We start from the raw sequence: 16,159 nt of genomic DNA, 5'->3' as shown, positions 1-16,159 counted from the left end.
CTTTTCATCAAAAGTTTGCACTTAATTCAATTGACAAACGTGTTGCCGCTTGGATAAAATAAATGAGGATTGACAGGGGTATGAACCATGAATAAAAAGGACAGAAGGGACAATCCGCTGTTTGCGGCCGGACTAGTAGGCGCACTCGGAGTGCAAGTCGCTGTATGTATCTTTTTAGGCTATTGGATCGGCTCTTCTCTCGGCAACCGCTTCGGCGATGCAAAGGGATGGTCGCTCGGTGGCATACTGGTCGGTCTGGCTGTCGGACTACTCTCAGCCATTCTGCTTGTTAAGAAGGTTATGGAGGAAGCCGATGGATAAAATAATGAAGACAGCGTTACGTACGCTTGTTTATGCAATGGTGGTATGCCTTATTGTATGGGCTTTCCTTCCGGAATGGCGTACGGTGTCACTCGGTCTTCTTGTGGGCTTGGCAGCAAGTTCCATGAATGCGTTTTTACTGAGGCGCAGAGTAGAAATGGTCACCCTAGGAGCAGCAGGGATTGGACCGCGCAAGAGAGGTCTTGGTCTAGGAAACCGCATCGCGACAGTGCTGCTGGTTGCCATGATCGCCTATCGTTTTCCGGAGGATCTCAGCATGCCGGCTGCTTTAGCTGGCTGTATGGTCATGCCGTTTGTATTATTGGTATCTGCTTATATCCACAATAAACGACAATCTTAGCGGAAAGGGGTGAAAATTTTAGATGCATGAATTTCCGGTGATGCCACTCGGGCCGTTTAATATTGATCTTTCGACCTTGATAGCAATTGTGGTATCAGTCATTGTGACGTTCTTGATCGCGAAGCTGGCTGTTCGCAACCTTTCGGTGGACAACCCTTCGAAGATGCAGAACTTCATGGAGTGGGTAGTGGAATTTGTACACAGCTTTATTGCAAGTACAATGCCGCTCAACCGTGTTAAGCCTTTCTTGTCTTTAGGTCTGACGCTTATTATGTTCATCTTTGTCTCCAACTTGCTAGGCTTGCCATTCGGTATCGTGACTGAACCACATCATGCGATTCCTTCACTAGGAGTTACCGAAGAGATGATAGCAGAGCATAAGGAATTAGCTTGGTGGAAATCACCAACGGCTGACATTTCAGTAACTGCGGGGCTTGCGCTTATCGTATTCGTGATCATCCATTTCCTTGGTTTGAAACAGAATAGAAAGCACTACGTGAAGCATTACTTCCATCCGTTTCCGATTTTCTTTCCAGTTAACTTGCTTGAAACAATCGCTAAGCCAGTTACTCTTGCGCTTCGGTTGTTCGCTAACATCTTCGCAGGTGAAGTGCTAATTGCAACCATCCTGATGATGGGCTGGTACGGTACTCCGTTCCTAGTTGCATGGCAGGGCTTCAGTCTCTTTGTCGGAGGTATCCAAGCTTTCTTGTTCACGATTCTTACGATGGTTTATATTTCACAAGCTGCCATCCACGAAGAAGAACATTAATTATCGCTTTGAGTCTCGGGTTCTGAAACAGGAATACTGAGATTGGATATACAAACAAAAAACAACAATATTCGAGGAGGATTTTTAAAATGGAATTATTAGCAGCAGCTTTGGCAGTAGGTTTGGGTGCGATTGGCGCGGGCGTAGGTAATGGTATGATCGTTAGTAAAACAGTAGAAGGTATCGCTCGTCAGCCTGAACTTCAAGGTAAATTGCAAACAACAATGTTTATCGGTGTAGGTATCGTTGAAGTTGTGCCTATCATCGGCGTAGTTATCGGTTTCTTGGCTTTCTTCCAAGCCTAATAACTGAAATTGGCGGGGAAGGCCTTAGCCCTCTTCGCCTTCGTTATGATTGAGATAATATTGTGGTGAGAAAGGAGTGGCATCAATGGCATGGATTTGGGAATCGACAGTAATCGCAATGGTCGCCTTTGGCGTATTGTACTGGTTACTTAATAAGTATGCATTCGGTCCGTTATTCGATGTAATGGAGAAGCGCAGGCAGCTTGTTTTAGAGCAAATGAATACAGCTGAAAACAGCCGCAAAGCAGCCGATCAGCAAATGGAAGAGCAGAAGTTGGCACTCCAACAAGCTCGCAAGGAAGCATATGAGATTATTGAGCAATCGAGAACGACAAGCTCGAAGCAAGCGGAAGAGATCGTTCAAACGGCGAAATCGGAAGCATCCCGTCTGAAAGACGATGCTCTCAAAGATATCGAAAGCGAGAAAAACAAAGCAATTGCAGCTCTTCGTACAGAAGTTGGCGGCATTTCCGTGAAAATCGCGTCGAAAATTATTGAGAAGCAAGTGGATGAGAAATCGCAAGAGCAATTGGTTGGTCAATATTTGAAAGAAGTTGGAAATAAATGAGCCGCGATGCAGTCGTAGCGAAGCGCTACGCTAAAGCACTGTTCGAAATTGCTGAGAAGCAGCAGGTTGTTTCAGAGGTAGAGGAGCAGCTTAAGCTGATCGTGCAAGCTCTTGAGCAGAACGCTGACATTCAAAAGTTTCTATCACTGCCAAGCATTGATCCGGAACGCAAGGTTGCTGTGTTAAAAGCGGCATTCGGTGATCGCGTATCTGCGCTTGTGCTTAATACGATTCAAATTCTGATCACTCGCAGACGCCAAGGTGCAATTGCTGAAGTATACGCAGCTTACACGAAGGTAGCGGGAGATGCGCTTGGTCAAGCGCATGCGACGGTTTATGCCGCCAAAGCTTTGTCTGATGACGAGCTTGCTGGGGTAGCGGCGCAGTTCGGACAATTGACCGGCAAAACAATCATTGCACAGCAAGTCGTTGAGCCAAGCCTGCTCGGAGGCGTACAAGTACGCATCGGCGACCGCCTTTATGACGGTAGCTTGTCCGGCAAGCTGGAACGTTTACAAAAATCGTTTAAAATCTAATGCACTGTAGATAGGGGTGAACGAATTGAGTATCAGACCTGATGAAATCAGCACGCTGATTAAACAACAGATCGAACAATATAAATCCGAAATTCAAGTCGTAGACGTCGGCACCGTAATCAATGTCGGTGACGGTATCGCCCGCGTACACGGTTTGGAAAATGCGATGCAGGGCGAATTGCTCGAATTCTCCAACGGTGTTGTCGGTATGGCTTTGAACCTAGAAGAAAGCAACGTTGGTGTCGTTATCCTTGGACCATACACGGATATCCGTGAAGGCGATCAAGTAAAACGTACAGGCCGTATCATGGAAGTCCCTGTAGGCGAAGAGCTTCTTGGCCGCGTAGTAAATCCACTTGGTCAGCCGCTTGACGGCAAAGGACCAATCAACACCACTCAATTCCGCGCGATTGAATCCCAAGCACCAGGCGTTATCGACCGTAAATCGGTTCATGAGCCTATGCAAACTGGAATTAAAGCAATCGATGCGATGGTACCCGTAGGTCGCGGACAACGTGAGCTTATCATTGGTGACCGTCAAACGGGTAAAACCGCAATTGCAATCGATGCGATCATCAACCAAAAAGGCAATGGCGTTAAATGTATTTACGTTGCCGTTGGCCAAAAACAATCAACTGTTGCGAACGTTGTAGAAACACTTCGTCGTCACGGTGCCCTTGATTACACAATCGTAGTAACCGCTGGCGCATCTGAGCCGGCACCATTGCTGTTCCTTGCTCCTTACGCGGGCTGCACAATGGGCGAGTACTTTATGTATAAAGGCGAGCACGTGCTCGTTATCTATGATGACTTGTCGAAGCAAGCAGCTGCTTATCGTGAGCTTTCACTCTTGCTTCGTCGTCCACCGGGTCGTGAAGCATACCCAGGTGACGTATTCTATCTTCACTCCCGTTTGCTTGAGCGTGCAGCTAAGCTTAGCGATGCTCGTGGCGGCGGCTCAATGACGGCATTGCCATTTATTGAGACGCAAGCATCCGACGTATCGGCCTACATTCCTACGAATGTTATCTCGATTACGGATGGTCAAATCTTCCTTGAGGCCGATCTATTCTACTCGGGTCAACGTCCAGCGGTTAACGTTGGTATTTCCGTATCCCGTGTAGGTGGTTCTGCTCAAATTAAAGCGATGAAAAAAGTAGCAGGTACGCTCCGTCTGGATCTTGCGGCTTACCGTGAGCTTCAAGCGTTCTCGCAATTCGGATCTGATCTTGATAAATCGACGCTTGCCCGCCTTAACCGCGGTGCTCGCACGATGGAAATCCTGAAGCAGGATGTTAACCAGCCAATGCCGGTTGAGAAGCAAGTTATTTCAATCTATTCTGCGGTTAAAGGCCATCTGGATGAAGTTCCTGTTGGCGATATCCTTCGTTTTGAGAAAGAGTTCCACGCGTACCTCGATTCGAACAGCCCTGAAATTGGCCAATCGATCCGTGATACGAAGGACATCACTTCCGATAACGAGAAAGCTCTCGTGGATGCCATTAATAAATTCAAAAAGAGCTTTGCTGTAACGGCATAATCAAGCACGAATAGCAGCGTTGCTGCTCTGGCAGCGAGGCTGTTGTTTCGTCGTGAAATAGAGGTCTAAGCCCGTTTATGAAGTCCGGGCTTCGGCTGCCTACTCCACCAACACCAGGCTTTGGAGCAGGTCCAAAGCAACAAAGGCGGGTGAAACCAAATGGCAAAAGGTATGCGCGATATTAAACGCGAAATCAAGAGTAAACAAAATACGAAGCAGATCACGAAAGCAATGGAGATGGTTGCCGCTTCCCGTCTGAGAAAAGCTCAGGAAGCTGCGCAAGCATCGCGTCCGTATGCTGAGAAGCTGAAGGAAGTTGTTGCAAGCATCGCAGCCGGCACTAGGGATGTGAAGCATCCTATGCTGGAGACGCGTCCGGTGAAGAAAACGGGTTATCTCGTGATTACATCCGATCGTGGTCTTGCAGGCGGCTACAATGCGAATATTCTTCGTAAAGTAACGCTAACGATTCGTGAAAAGCATAAATCAAGCGATGAGTACGTACTTTTCGTGATTGGACGGAAGGGTCGCGATTATTTCCGCCGCCGCAATATGCCAATCGTTGAGGAAGTTACCGGCTTGCCGGACGCTCCTTCATTCGCTGACATTAAAGCGGTCGCAAATGCAGCGGTCAAGAACTTCTCCGAAGGCGCGTATGATGAGCTTTATATTTACTATAACGAATTCGTAAATGCGATTACTCAAATTCCGACAGCTGTTCGTTTGCTGCCACTTGAAGAAGTAGGCGGAAACACGGCTGTAACATCGTATGAATACGAGCCATCACCGGAAGGCGTACTTGAAGTGCTGCTGCCTAAGTATGCGGAAACGCTTATTTACAGCGCGGTTCTCGACGGCAAAGCGAGTGAGTTCGGCGCACGTATGACTGCCATGGGAAGCGCAACGAAAAATGCAACGAAGATTATCAACCAATTGACGCTCACTTACAACAGAGCGCGTCAAGCGGCGATTACACAGGAAATTTCCGAGATCGTTGCAGGGGCAAATGCTCAATCTTAATATATGCACTGCATAGGCCAGGCGCTTGCGATAAGCTGACCGGCGTGCAGTAACAAGAAGGAACCAGGAGGGAAAACCATGAAAAAAGGACATGTTGTATCCGTCATGGGTCCGGTCGTAGACTTAGAGTTCGAACGCGGCAATTTGCCGGAAATTTTGAACGCTGTCAAAATCGAGCAAAAGGGCGAAGCAGGTGGCATTGACATTAACCTGACGCTTGAAGTAGCCGTTCACCTCGGTGACAATAAGGTACGTGCCGTAGCTATGAGTACGACAGACGGTCTTGTACGCGGTATGATCGCTGTAGATACTGGCGCAGCTATTACGATTCCTGTTGGTGCGCCAACACTCGGTCGTGTATTTAACGTACTAGGCCAACCGATTGATGAAGCAGGCGATGTGACTTCGAAGATTAATCTTCCGATTCACCGTGAAGCTCCAGCTTTCGACCAATTGTCGACACAAGCGGAAATTCTTGAAACAGGCATTAAAGTAATCGACCTTCTCGCACCATACGCAAAAGGCGGTAAAATCGGCCTCTTCGGCGGCGCGGGCGTAGGTAAAACGGTTACGATCCAGGAGCTTATCAACAACATCGCGCAAGAGCACGGCGGTATTTCCGTATTCGCAGGTGTAGGTGAGCGTACTCGTGAAGGTAATGACCTTTACCACGAGATGAAAGATTCTGGCGTACTAAGCAAAACAGCGATGGTATTCGGACAAATGAACGAGCCACCAGGCGCACGTCAACGTGTTGCTTTGACTGGTTTGACTATGGCTGAATATTTCCGTGACGAAGAAGGCAAAGACGTACTATTGTTCGTCGATAACATCTTCCGTTTCACGCAAGCAGGCTCCGAGGTTTCGGCTCTTCTAGGCCGTATGCCTTCCGCGGTAGGTTACCAGCCAACGCTGGCAACTGAAATGGGTCAGCTGCAAGAGCGTATCACGTCTACGAAAAAAGGTTCGGTTACATCGATCCAAGCGATCTACGTACCTGCCGATGACTATACGGATCCAGCTCCTGCAACGACATTTGCCCACTTGGATGCGACAACGAACTTGGAGCGTAAAATCTCCGAGATGGGTATCTTCCCAGCGGTAGATCCACTCGCATCGTCTTCCCGTATCCTTAGCCCGGCTGTACTTGGCGAAGAGCACTACAACGTAGCTCAAGGCGTTAAGAAAATTCTTCAACGCTACAAAGAGCTTCAAGATATTATCGCAATCCTAGGTATGGATGAGCTTAGTGAAGAAGATAAATTGACCGTGTCTCGCGCACGTAAAATTCAACTTTTCCTATCTCAACCATTCCACGTTGCTGAGCCGTTCACAGGTATCAAAGGTAAATACGTACCTGTTAAAGAATCCGTTCGCAGCTTTAAAGAAATTCTCGAGGGCAAACATGACGACCTTCCGGAAGAAGCTTTCCGATATGTTGGTGTGATTGAAGAAGCCGTGGAGAAAGCCAAAACGCTGTAATAGCGAAGGGCGGGAGGAATCCACATGAGTTCTTTTTTGGTAGAAATCGTAACACCTGAGCGCAAGGTGTACGCAGAGACTGCGAATATGGTTAGTGTATCAGGCGTTGAAGGTGAACTTGGCATATTGCCAAACCACATTCCGCTCGTAACGCCGCTTCGTATTGCTCCTGTTGTCATCAAACGCGGCAATAAAGTAGATGTTATTGCAGTTAATGGCGGTTTTATCGAAGTTCGCAGAGATAAAATCGTTATTCTTGCGGAGAGCGCTGAGCTTTCCACTGACATTAACATCGAACGTGCCGAGGCTGCTAAGCAGCGTGCTCAGCAGCGGCTAGCTGCTAAGCAGGATCAAATCGATTTCCGCCGTGCAGAGCTTGCTTTGCAGCGTGCGATGAATCGTCTGCATGTTAAACAAAAATAGGTAAGACCTTTAAGCACCGTTTGCGCTGATAACAGCGTTGGCGGTGCTTTTTTAATGTATGTGAACTTATCCGATTTCCAGCTCATTGAGGTTTTTACCTATCATTTATGAATGACGACAACCAATTTCAATGGCACTTCCCAAACATTTGAATATTGTATTCAAAATACAAGATAATCCATGTTAGATATCTTCTAATATTCGTGTTTTACTGACTAAATGATGATATGTTTACTCGAAAATACGTTTTTTCGACAAAAACTCTAATATTATGTATGAATTTCCCTGTATTATATGTTAATATAGTTAACATTATAAACGATAGAGCAAGCAGGGGGAGAGTCGTATGTTTGACTGGTTAGGTGCGAAGGTGGGATTTCCGCTCTGGGTTTCGTGGCATTTGAATAAAGAGCTGAAAGCAGATGTCGAGCACAGCTTTGAAGGAATTGCCGAGACACGTAAGGAGCTGCTGACCTCATGGGCAACGGATTATTGGAATCATTTAGATCGACTGAGTGAGCAAATGTCAGTGATACTCAACCAAAGCGAGAATTCTTCTACTTCCACAGTACAGTCACAAATAGAACGTTTATTTGAAAGAACATACGCACGCGCCATTGACTTTACAGAGCTATTTTATCTGGATGCGACACAAACGGTACATAGCTCTACTTATCAAGGGCATATCGGTATTGCATATGGAGCTGACAGCTGCCTGCATACTGGGCTAGCCTACATGACACATACGAGCAGCGTACAAAAATGTTTACTCGGTCCTTTCAGCGATCCCATCACGCTAAAGCTTGGGGCACGCTCATCTTCCTTTCATGATCAAATGACTTTAATGTTTATGCTGCCCCTCACTATCAACGGCAGTTTTGCGGGAACGCTATGTGGAAGAGTGCCCAATGATGTATTAGGTGATCTCATTCAGCGTGAATCAGGTCATGTCTATCCGGATTCTGGCGACAATTATTTGTTTATGGCTAAGGCTAATCTAAATACGCAAATAGCTCCAGGGATGGCACTATCACGCAGCCGCTTTGAAGACAGAACGTTCACGCACGGTGAAAATTTAAAGGATGGCGTGAAAACCGAGTGGGGAATTGTATCCATAAAGGAGCACACAGAGCTTGAGATTATGTTTACGGACCCAGCAACTGGAGAGCTGCATCCCGGTGTAGCCAATACGATTCGAAACGGAAGCAACTTGTTTGTAGAATTCCCAGGATACTCCGACTATCGGCATATTTCCGTAATCGGCAAAGGCGTTACCTTTCAGCTTCCGCATTGTCCAGACAAATGGGGAATGATGTGTGAGGGCGACTTGGAAGAGGTATACCGGATACGCAGTATCGGATGGAGACAGCGTAAGCTGCAGTTAATCTCAATCATCAGCTTAAGTATTTTAACTGCTTTGTTGATTGTATTTATTGCCGGTAATGCGCCGATATGGGTAACGGCTGTGACTGCCGGGGCTTTTAATCTATTGTTTGGACTTATCTATAGCGGAGCATTTCAGAAGAAAGAGTCCACGCGAGTGGTATCGCACTTGCGCAAAATCAATAGTTTCATTCGGATAAATGCAGAAGGCAAGGGAGATTTGACCCAGCGGCTTCCGCTTCAAGAATTTGATAATGATGAATCAAAAGAACTAGCGAAATGGATCAATAATATGATTGACTCACTAGAAGGTATAATGCTTCAGGTCAAGCTTGCTTCAGCCGATGTGTTATCCAGCCAAGTGGTGCTTAATGAGTCTGCAGCGGTCACCTCGGCCTCTACAGAGCGCGTGAGCGGCAAGGTAACCGATATGATCGGCAGCATTAGGTTGCAGTTGAAGGACATCGACATGGCGAAGGATGCGGCAGGCGATATGCGGACGACGCTGCGAGAGCTAGAAGAGCAAGCGGCTGAGCAAATCGCCGTTGCCAAAACGGAGGTTGACCGTATCGGTGACAAGATGCAGCATATTTCTGCAAAAGTCGGACAAACCAACGATAGCATCCATAAATTTATGGACACCGTTCAGGAAATACAAGGAGTCCTATCTGTTATTGAGCAAATATCATCACAAACAAATTTACTGGCACTTAATGCTTCCATTGAGGCAGCCAGAGTAGGTGAACAAGGTAGAGGATTTGCTGTCGTCGCCTCTGAAATCCGCAAGCTCGCCGATATGACGAAAAAGTCTACCGAAGAGGTCCACGAGATCACTCGTCATATTTACGATGAAGCCAAGCAAGCCTACGCGTCTATGGACGAAGGAACTCGCGTAGTTGAGGAAGGAAATCAGCTTGTAGCAGCGGCGGCCAATACGCTTGCATCTGCACATGCGGAGGATCTTCGGAAGACGCAGGTGGTGGATGAGGTCGTACAGCTAATGGAGAAAATTGCTCTCGTAAGCAGAGAAAATCGCAAGGTTTCCTCTGATGTGGAAGGCAAAGTTCAGGAATTGATATGCGAAATGACCAACGTCCGACAAACCTCGCAAAGCGTGGAGTCCATTACGACGCTCTTGCAGCAGTTGGTTGGGCAGTTTAAGCTTACAGACTCGAGAATTAGATAAATATAAGGCTAAGCAGAGGAAAGAGCCGCAGAAACCGTATGAATACGGTTCTGCGGCTCTTTTTTTTGAAATATCGAGCTGCTAATATGTTCTATCTTTCGCTGCTAATCCTAACTGTTTGCGATGGTGTACATATTTCTGCCATGGAATAGTTATCCTATGGTGGACTGCCAATAGTCAGAAGGAAGGAGAGGGGCATATGTTAAGACCAACTGGACAGGGCAAGACCAAGGCTGACAAGAAGGCCGGAAAGCGACCTACGAAAGCGGAGCGCCATGAGCAGGAGCAGCTTGATCCATTTGCGGATAAGCCCCTTTTCAAGTCTCTGACTCAAAACTTAGAATCCATTAAGAGTGAGCTAGGAGAGAGTCAGGACATCATCTTCCGTGAGCTTCTCTTAACCGACATTAGACGCACGAAGGCGCTTATCGTATATGTGCAGGGCATGATTGATGATGAACGTATGAATGAGTTTATTATACAACCGCTGCACCGAGATCTCTTCCCGCAGGATGGGAGCATAGAACCTCAAGAAATGCTTGAACTCATGAAGAGCAGCCAGCTCTCCACAGGCATCGTAACTGATATTAGCGACTGGAAGCTGCTTTTCCAGAAGCTGTTTATGGGATATTGCATTATTTTTGTTGAAGGAGCTGATCATGCGGTAGGCGCGAATGTGATCGGCGGAGCAAGACGTGGGGTAGAAGAGCCCAAAACGGAGATGGCTATCCGCGGGCCAAGAGAAGGCTTTACGGAGTCTATACGCACCAATACTTCTTTGCTGCGCAGAAAAATTCGCAGTCCGAAGCTCTGGATGGAACAATGGACGATTGGAGAGATTTCGCAAACGCCGGTAAGCATTATGTATGTCAAAGGCTTGGCGGACGAAAATGTGCTCAAAGATCTAAGAGAACGTCTGGAAGGGATTAATATAGACGGCATACTGGAATCTGGCTATATCGAGGAACTCATTACGGACCAGGTGTGGTCACCTTTTCCTACGATTATGAGCATCGAGAGGCCAGATGCGGTGGCTGGTAACTTATTAGAAGGACGAATAGCTATACTAGTGGATGGTACCCCCTTTGTACTCATTGTACCATCCATTTTAAATATGTTTTTTCAAGCATCGGAAGATTATTACCAGCGGTTTGATATTGCAACCTTCCTGCGGATGCTTCGTTTTGTGTCCTTCATGATTGCGCTGCTTATGCCGTCTGTCTATGTCGCCATTGTAGGCTATCATCAAGAAATGATTCCAACGCAGCTGCTCTTGAAGCTGGCCGCGCAGCGGGAAGGGGTGCCTTTCCCTGCTTATTTAGAAGCTTTCATCATGGAGCTTGTATTTGAAATTTTGCGGGAAGCCGTCGTTCGAATGCCTAGCGCCGCTGGGAATACGATATCGATTGTTGGCGGTCTAGTCATCGGGCAATCGGTCGTAGAGGCGGGGATTGTGTCCCCCGCCGTTGTTATTGTCGTTTCTTTTACAGCGATTGCAAGCTTTGTCTCACCAAACTACAGTTTAGGCATTGCAGCGAGGCTGCTTCGGTTCTTCCTGCTATTAGCAGCATCTACTCTCGGATTTTATGGAATTGGCGTGGTGGTATTGATGTTGCTGCTGCATTTAAGCAACTTAAGGTCCTTTGGCATGCCTTACATTAAACCGTTTGCTCCTATGTTTCTTAAGGATATGAAGGACACGCTTGTAAGGGCACCGCTTTGGCTTATGCGTGAGCGCCCACAGAAGCTGGCTTCTGGCAATAGAATCAGGCAAAGTATCGAAACGGAGCCTAGGAAGGAGCCGGAGCAATGAGCGATGGAAGCAAGCCTGCGAATAAGGGACTATCCGCTGTAAAGCTTATAGGCAGGAAACTGTTATACCTATGGGTGATCTGCATGCTCATCCTATTGAGCGGCTGCTGGGATTTACGTTATTTGGACAAGCTTGGCGTGGTGCTTGCTCTAGGTGTTGATGAGGACCCGACAGGCAATCAGAAACTACAGTTAACCGTTCAGGTCGTGTTGCCGCAAAATGTTGCAGCCGAAAGCAAGGGCGGAATTGGCGGGACGGCGGTGACCACTTTTACAGAGAGTGGAGATACCCTATTCGAAGCCATTCGGAAAATGACGACAAAAACGTCCAGGCGATTGTTTTTTTCGCACACACAAATGTTGATCATTAGCGAACAGATGGCAAAGAAGGGGATTTACCCATTGGTCGATCTCATCGAGCGGAACCCGGATATACGGACCGATATTTCAGTCGTTGTTACAAGAGGCGTGAGGGCAGCGGATTTGCTGCAGCTAACTACCCAAATGGAATCGATACCCGTAAATCAGCTGCACGAAATGATTGAAGTGAGTCAAGCGGCGTATGCGATGAATTATGTGATGCTGGTCAAAGATATTACAAGAATGACTGGAGAGGGAAAACAGCAAATCGCACTCCCGTCCATGCGAATTAGCGGTGATAAGCTTTTGGGCCATTCGAATGAAAACGTGAATAGCATACCTGCGAATGCCATTCCGGTGTTATCGACCATGGCGATATTTCGGGATGGAAAGCTAATCGACTATTTGAATCCTAAGGAATCCAGAGGTCTGTCCTGGATTCATGACAAAGTGAAAAGTACGGTTGTCAAGCTAGCCTGTCCGAAATCGGAGGGAGAGCTCGTCGTAGAGATACAGGAATCGGCAACCGACATAAAGGTAAAGAAAGGCAAGGATGGTATGCCAGTCATTGAGCTGCATTTGAGGCTGACCGGAGGCATACAAGAAATTATGTGTCCTGGCGTGGAAGTATCTAAAGAGGAAGTATTGTTGGAGATCGGAGAGCTGACAAGCCAGGCGGTTAAGAGCGAGGTAGAGAGCACCATTAAAAGGCTGCAAACCAAAATGCGCTCGGATGCCGCTGGTTGGGGGAAAGAAGTCTATTTGCATCAGCCCGAGATTTGGCGGCGAATCGAAGGAGATTGGGAGACAGTATTTCCTAAAGTGAAAAGCCAAGTCACCTGCAAGACGATAATCATGGGCTCCGGTATACGTGGCGAATCTATTATGAAATGAGTGAACAGTATGCTGGCTTGCATCGTTGTCTTTTTACTTTCCGCCGCAGTAGGTACGGGGATATGGGTCCGCAACAGCAATCGGCTTCGCTTCCGCGAGCGGGGGTGGGCGTTGTTCATCCTCATTATCGGTACGGTGTTCATTATGGCTCAGATTCTCCGCATACCCGTTTCCAATCCGGCAGATTGGATTGCGGCCATTTTCTCGCCAGTGTATAGGCCGATAATCAAATGGATTGAGAAGGAGGTGTAGCAGAAATGAGCAAATACGCAGGAATAAATAATGCGGAAATCACTTCAGGACAAGCCGCAAAGCTTTTATTTTTGTTCGCGCTGGGCAGCGCGGCGCTTATCCTCCCAACGGCCGTGACGTCGATTGCAAGGCAGGACGGATGGATTTCCATGCTGCTTGCTGGACCGTTTAATTACTTTATTCTAATTATTTATTTGGCTCTTGTAGAACGCTTTCCCAACCTGTCTTTGGCGCAATATGCGGAGAAGGTGCTGGGGGTGTGGGGAGGGAAGCTGCTGACCTTATTGTACATCTTCTTTTTTCTTCTGCTTAGCGCGCTAGTTCTGCGCAACATCTCCGACTTCTTGAATCTCTCCGTATTGCCGCTTACGCCCGAATGGTTTATAGACGTGACATTTATGATCGTCATCATTTATGGAGTTTTACTCGGGATCGAGACGATTGCCAGAACAGGCGAGATTCTGTTTGGCTGGGGAATGTTCGTCATTGTAATCGTGCTATTCTCCCTGTTCAATCAATTTGATCTTCATAATTTCGAGCCGTTTCTGTTTAACGGCTGGCAGCAGCCGATTAAAGGCATGTATCCTATATTGGGCTTTCCTATTGCAGAATTTGTGTTTATTACGGCAATCTTTCCGCTTGTAAAGAAGCAGGATCGCAAGAAGCTGAGAAGGTCGCTGAAACTCTCTGCTGGTGCAATTACTTTCGTCAGCACGCTTATTACGGTATTTTTGGTCGGTGTAATGGGCGTTTCAGAGGCAAGCAGAAGCCCTTTTGCGGTGTATGATATGGCCAAAAATATTAATATCGAGGAAGTATTGGTACGGGTTGAAATTTTAGTGGCGATGGTATGGATCGGTACCGTCTTTATGAAGCTTGTGCTTTGCGTGTATGTATTGGCCGTATTGACTGCGCAGATGCTTAAGCTGACTACCTACCGGCCGCTAGTAGTTCCTTATTCGTTCATTATCGTGCCTCTTGCTTTAATGGTCTATCGGAATGCTGCCCATACTCAGGTATTTGCCATGGGGGTTTGGACGATTTATAGTTTGTTTCATGGATTTTTTCTGCCGTTAGTGGTTCTGGTCATTGCAGTGATACGTGGGAAAAAAGATACGAGCGATGGAAGCTTTCCTCCTGTGAGGGAGAATGAAGATGCAGACAAAAAGGAACAAAATTTGGCAAAAAACGGGAGTGATCAAGCGGACAAACAAGCGGACAAGGAGCCTGCTCCGGCGTAACTCCGTCATAGACGTGTGTGGCAGCATTTGTTATAATTGTGAGGAAAATTGACCAAGCGGCAACGGTCCGTACCTATTGAATTGACGGAGGCGATCGTGTGGAAAACTACGCCAACAACTATGTCGTCGTGGCTATTTTTATCGTACTTGGCATCTTGCTTCCAGTTATTGCATTAACGGTTGGCAGACTGCTTAGGCCGAGTAAACCAACGGAGCTGAAGCAAACCACCTATGAAAGTGGCAATGAGCCAGTAGGTGAGGGACAGGTTCGATTTAACATTCGCTATTACCTATTTGCGCTTATGTTTGTCATTTTTGATGTGGAAACCGTTTTCTTATATCCGTGGGCCGTTGCGTATAACAAGCTCGGCTTATTTGTGCTAGTCGAAATGTTCATTTTTGCGGGAATGCTGCTTATCGGTCTTCTATATGCCTGGAAGAAGAAGGTGCTGAAATGGAATTCAGTTTAGAGTCAATTTCGCTAGAGGAACGCAAAGAGCTGGAGCGCAACGTATTTATGGGCACCTTGGAGCAATTAAAGGCATGGGCAAGGAGCAACTCCTTATGGCCGCTGACTTTCGGATTGGCATGCTGTGCCATTGAAATGATGGGGACGGGTGCCTCGCATTATGATTTGGACCGCTTTGGGGTGATGTTCCGCACTTCGCCACGGCAGTCGGATGTGATGATTGTTGCGGGAACGGTGACCAAGAAAATGGGACCGCTTCTAAAAAGGTTATACGATCAAATGCCGGAGCCTAAATGGGTCATTGCGATGGGTTCTTGCGCAACGGCGGGCGGACCCTATATTAAATCTTACTCCGTGATCAAGGGTGTCGATCAGATCGTACCCGTAGACGTGTATATTCCGGGCTGTCCGCCTAACCCTGCGGCTCTGATCTATGGAATAAATAAGCTGCAGGAGAAAATTCGCTACGAGGCCAAGACCGGGAAGCGGGTGACAGGCCGGTGAGCGAGGAACAAGACCAGAGTGGGAAACCTTCGATGGACGGTGTGGATCATCTGGAGGGACAAGTGAAAGACGCTGGAAAAAGCCAAGCACCGAAGCTATCTTCTGCCGAGGGAACAGATTCGCCTGCAGTGGATGCTGCAAAAGAAGCGAAACTGAAGGCAGCAGCTGAGGCTAGGGCTGCTAGAGCAGCAGCTAAAGCGGCAGAGGCGGAGGCAGTTGAAGCCCCTCCAGAAGCGCCGAAGCCTCCGTCTCCGAGGCAGAAGGAACTGGATCGCCTAACGGAGCTTCTGAGGCAAGAGGTTGCCGATGGTGCCGTTGAGGCTGCATACCTGAATGAGTTGAATGCCGATATGCCCGTGATTATCATTAGCAATCACTATTGGCGCGAAGTGGCTAAGCTTCTTAAGGGCCATGAGCAGCTGCAATTCAATTATTTAAGAAATGTTTCAGGCGTTGATTATGAGACGCATATGGAAGTTGTCTATCATATGATTTCGCTTGGCAGCAAGCGCGAGGTCGCAATCAAAATTAAAACAGACCGCGAAGCGGCGGCCGTCTATTCAGCGGCTCCTGTCTGGGCAACGGCGAACTGGAACGAGCGCGAGATCTTTGACCTGCTCGGCGTTGATTTTCCCGGACACCCCGATTTGCGAAGAATAATGATGCCTGACGACTGGGTGGGCCATCCACTGCGCAAGGATTATGAATCGTTAGACTCGGAGGTGTAGGC

At 47.5% G+C, this 16,159-nt stretch carries 18 protein-coding genes; all 18 read left to right on the top strand.

Translation table 11 applies throughout. The annotated features are described in order from the left end of the window. The first annotated feature begins 87 nt into the window (after positions 1 to 87). The 18 genes from E0496_RS35180 to E0496_RS35095 all read left to right on the top strand — a co-directional run bounded on the left by E0496_RS35180 (position 88) and on the right by E0496_RS35095 (position 16,157). Entirely contained in the window at positions 88 to 321 is a 234-nt protein-coding gene (locus E0496_RS35180; protein WP_141506533.1) for an AtpZ/AtpI family protein, read from the top strand. Positions 322 to 325: 4 nt separating this feature from the next. Next, complete coding sequence (locus E0496_RS35175; RefSeq protein ID WP_206669946.1) at positions 326 to 682, top strand: ATP synthase subunit I; 357 nt, start codon at positions 326 to 328, stop codon at positions 680 to 682. Positions 683 to 704: 22 nt separating this feature from the next. Beyond that, positions 705 to 1,454, top strand: a complete 750-nt coding sequence (gene atpB / locus E0496_RS35170) for a F0F1 ATP synthase subunit A (protein ID WP_141506531.1) — start codon at positions 705 to 707, stop codon at positions 1,452 to 1,454. A gap of 89 nt (positions 1,455 to 1,543) precedes the next feature. Continuing rightward, positions 1,544 to 1,759, top strand: coding sequence for a F0F1 ATP synthase subunit C (gene atpE / locus E0496_RS35165; protein WP_054025462.1), 216 nt, complete (start codon positions 1,544 to 1,546; stop codon positions 1,757 to 1,759). An 85-nt stretch (positions 1,760 to 1,844) separates the two neighbouring features. Next, on the top strand, positions 1,845 to 2,327 hold the full coding sequence (atpF, locus tag E0496_RS35160) for a F0F1 ATP synthase subunit B (protein WP_141506530.1): 483 nt from the start codon (positions 1,845 to 1,847) through the stop codon (positions 2,325 to 2,327). Beyond that, entirely contained in the window at positions 2,324 to 2,863 is a 540-nt protein-coding gene (locus tag E0496_RS35155) for a F0F1 ATP synthase subunit delta (protein WP_141506529.1), read from the top strand. Before atpF ends, E0496_RS35155 begins: the two co-directional genes overlap by 4 nt. Before the next feature lie 25 nt (positions 2,864 to 2,888). After that, positions 2,889 to 4,403, top strand: a complete 1,515-nt coding sequence (atpA, locus tag E0496_RS35150; RefSeq protein WP_141506528.1) for a F0F1 ATP synthase subunit alpha — start codon at positions 2,889 to 2,891, stop codon at positions 4,401 to 4,403. A 159-nt stretch (positions 4,404 to 4,562) separates the two neighbouring features. After that, positions 4,563 to 5,423, top strand: coding sequence for an ATP synthase F1 subunit gamma (atpG, locus tag E0496_RS35145; RefSeq protein ID WP_141506527.1), 861 nt, complete (start codon positions 4,563 to 4,565; stop codon positions 5,421 to 5,423). A gap of 78 nt (positions 5,424 to 5,501) precedes the next feature. Then, the gene (gene atpD / locus E0496_RS35140; RefSeq protein ID WP_139996907.1) at positions 5,502 to 6,905 is read left to right on the top strand and encodes a F0F1 ATP synthase subunit beta; all 1,404 of its coding nucleotides are present in this window, start codon (positions 5,502 to 5,504) and stop codon (positions 6,903 to 6,905) included. A 24-nt stretch (positions 6,906 to 6,929) separates the two neighbouring features. Further along, positions 6,930 to 7,328, top strand: a complete 399-nt coding sequence (locus E0496_RS35135; RefSeq protein ID WP_141506526.1) for a F0F1 ATP synthase subunit epsilon — start codon at positions 6,930 to 6,932, stop codon at positions 7,326 to 7,328. Positions 7,329 to 7,674: 346 nt separating this feature from the next. Continuing rightward, a complete protein-coding gene (locus E0496_RS35130; RefSeq protein WP_141506525.1) occupies positions 7,675 to 9,897 on the top strand; it encodes a methyl-accepting chemotaxis protein in 2,223 nt (740 codons plus the stop codon). A 199-nt stretch (positions 9,898 to 10,096) separates the two neighbouring features. Then, complete coding sequence (locus tag E0496_RS35125) at positions 10,097 to 11,710, top strand: spore germination protein (protein WP_141506524.1); 1,614 nt, start codon at positions 10,097 to 10,099, stop codon at positions 11,708 to 11,710. After that, entirely contained in the window at positions 11,707 to 12,963 is a 1,257-nt protein-coding gene (locus E0496_RS35120; protein ID WP_141506523.1) for a Ger(x)C family spore germination protein, read from the top strand. The genes E0496_RS35125 and E0496_RS35120 overlap by 4 nt, the downstream gene beginning before the upstream one ends. Then, positions 12,964 to 13,215 carry a hypothetical protein gene (locus E0496_RS35815; RefSeq protein ID WP_206669945.1) on the top strand — a complete coding sequence of 84 codons (252 nt, stop codon included), beginning with the start codon at positions 12,964 to 12,966 and terminating at the stop codon, positions 13,213 to 13,215. A gap of 5 nt (positions 13,216 to 13,220) precedes the next feature. Continuing rightward, positions 13,221 to 14,456 (top strand): GerAB/ArcD/ProY family transporter, encoded by a 1,236-nt coding sequence (locus E0496_RS35110; RefSeq protein WP_141506522.1) that lies wholly within the window; start codon positions 13,221 to 13,223, stop codon positions 14,454 to 14,456. Positions 14,457 to 14,554: 98 nt separating this feature from the next. Further along, positions 14,555 to 14,926, top strand: coding sequence for an NADH-quinone oxidoreductase subunit A (locus tag E0496_RS35105; protein WP_141506521.1), 372 nt, complete (start codon positions 14,555 to 14,557; stop codon positions 14,924 to 14,926). Next, positions 14,911 to 15,429 (top strand): NuoB/complex I 20 kDa subunit family protein, encoded by a 519-nt coding sequence (locus tag E0496_RS35100; RefSeq protein WP_139996915.1) that lies wholly within the window; start codon positions 14,911 to 14,913, stop codon positions 15,427 to 15,429. Before E0496_RS35105 ends, E0496_RS35100 begins: the two co-directional genes overlap by 16 nt. Next, the gene (locus E0496_RS35095) at positions 15,426 to 16,157 is read left to right on the top strand and encodes an NADH-quinone oxidoreductase subunit C (protein WP_241675102.1); all 732 of its coding nucleotides are present in this window, start codon (positions 15,426 to 15,428) and stop codon (positions 16,155 to 16,157) included. Before E0496_RS35100 ends, E0496_RS35095 begins: the two co-directional genes overlap by 4 nt. The last annotated feature ends 2 nt before the right edge of the window (positions 16,158 to 16,159 follow it).

It is taken from the genome of Paenibacillus luteus (assembly GCF_006542765.1).
In the GTDB taxonomy this organism is placed as follows: domain Bacteria; phylum Bacillota; class Bacilli; order Paenibacillales; family Paenibacillaceae; genus Pristimantibacillus; species Pristimantibacillus luteus.
The sequence above is the reverse complement of the archived record's forward strand: the minus strand, read 5'-3'. Positions and strand labels throughout refer to the sequence as shown.

Coding starts and splice junctions, on each gene's coding strand:
- E0496_RS35180 (WP_141506533.1), top strand. CDS start 88: ATGAATAAAAAGGACAGAAGGGACAATCCGCTGTTTGCGGCCGGACTA.
- E0496_RS35175 (WP_206669946.1), top strand. CDS start 326: ATGAAGACAGCGTTACGTACGCTTGTTTATGCAATGGTGGTATGCCTT.
- atpB (WP_141506531.1), top strand. CDS start 705: ATGCATGAATTTCCGGTGATGCCACTCGGGCCGTTTAATATTGATCTT.
- atpE (WP_054025462.1), top strand. CDS start 1,544: ATGGAATTATTAGCAGCAGCTTTGGCAGTAGGTTTGGGTGCGATTGGC.
- atpF (WP_141506530.1), top strand. CDS start 1,845: ATGGCATGGATTTGGGAATCGACAGTAATCGCAATGGTCGCCTTTGGC.
- E0496_RS35155 (WP_141506529.1), top strand. CDS start 2,324: ATGAGCCGCGATGCAGTCGTAGCGAAGCGCTACGCTAAAGCACTGTTC.
- atpG (WP_141506527.1), top strand. CDS start 4,563: ATGGCAAAAGGTATGCGCGATATTAAACGCGAAATCAAGAGTAAACAA.
- atpD (WP_139996907.1), top strand. CDS start 5,502: ATGAAAAAAGGACATGTTGTATCCGTCATGGGTCCGGTCGTAGACTTA.
- E0496_RS35135 (WP_141506526.1), top strand. CDS start 6,930: ATGAGTTCTTTTTTGGTAGAAATCGTAACACCTGAGCGCAAGGTGTAC.
- E0496_RS35130 (WP_141506525.1), top strand. CDS start 7,675: ATGTTTGACTGGTTAGGTGCGAAGGTGGGATTTCCGCTCTGGGTTTCG.
- E0496_RS35125 (WP_141506524.1), top strand. CDS start 10,097: ATGTTAAGACCAACTGGACAGGGCAAGACCAAGGCTGACAAGAAGGCC.
- E0496_RS35120 (WP_141506523.1), top strand. CDS start 11,707: ATGAGCGATGGAAGCAAGCCTGCGAATAAGGGACTATCCGCTGTAAAG.
- E0496_RS35110 (WP_141506522.1), top strand. CDS start 13,221: ATGAGCAAATACGCAGGAATAAATAATGCGGAAATCACTTCAGGACAA.
- E0496_RS35100 (WP_139996915.1), top strand. CDS start 14,911: ATGGAATTCAGTTTAGAGTCAATTTCGCTAGAGGAACGCAAAGAGCTG.